The sequence below is a fragment of the Hymenobacter terricola genome (assembly GCF_017921975.2).
Taxonomy (GTDB): Bacteria; Bacteroidota; Bacteroidia; order Cytophagales; family Hymenobacteraceae; genus Hymenobacter; species Hymenobacter terricola.
The window spans coordinates 1-596 of record NZ_JAGEMO020000045.1 but is presented as its reverse complement, the minus strand read 5'-3'; the positions used below and the strand labels follow the sequence as shown (position 1 = coordinate 596).

Below are 596 nucleotides of genomic sequence, written 5' to 3'. Positions count from 1 at the left end.
CTGCCGCTCGTGGCCACGCCCAGCGTGTAGGAAGCGCCCACCACCTGGTTGGTCACCGAGAACGAAACCGTGAGCGGCGTGCCGGCCGGGCCACTGCCCCCGCCGCCGCCGTAGGGCGTGGCCAGCAGCGAATAATTGCCCACCGGCGGCGTCCAGGGGTTATAAACGCCGTTCACATCCCCAAACAGGGCGTACGGCGCGACCGACTCGGTCTGGTTCTGGCCCTGCGCCCCGCTCAGGGCCAACACCACGCTGCCCACGGCGGCCGGGCTGGTGTTGGCCCGCACGTTGAGGTGCTGGGTGGGCAAGGTGGCCAGGTTGATGGCCGTTCCAGCAGTCAGCAGTTGAATAGCCTGGCCGTTGTCGGCGTTCACGAGGGTGAAGCTGGCCACGGCCGGCCCACTGGGAATGGGCGTAAACGTGGCCGTAATGGCCTTGTTGGCATTCATGGTCACCGGGAGCGGGTTGGCCGTGCCGGTGGCGTCGCCGCTCCAGCCGGCAAACTGCTGGCCGGCGCCCGGCGTGGCCGTCAGGCTCACCAGCGTGCCGCTGGGGTAGGTGGCCTGGTCCGGGCTCTTCGCAACCGTGCCGCTGCC

1 protein-coding gene is annotated in these 596 nt (G+C 69.6%); it reads right to left on the bottom strand.

Annotated elements, in window-relative coordinates; all coding sequences use genetic code 11:
- Positions 1-596: InlB B-repeat-containing protein (locus J4G38_RS20465; RefSeq protein WP_449555732.1), on the bottom strand; the 596-nt coding region annotated here is incomplete at both ends.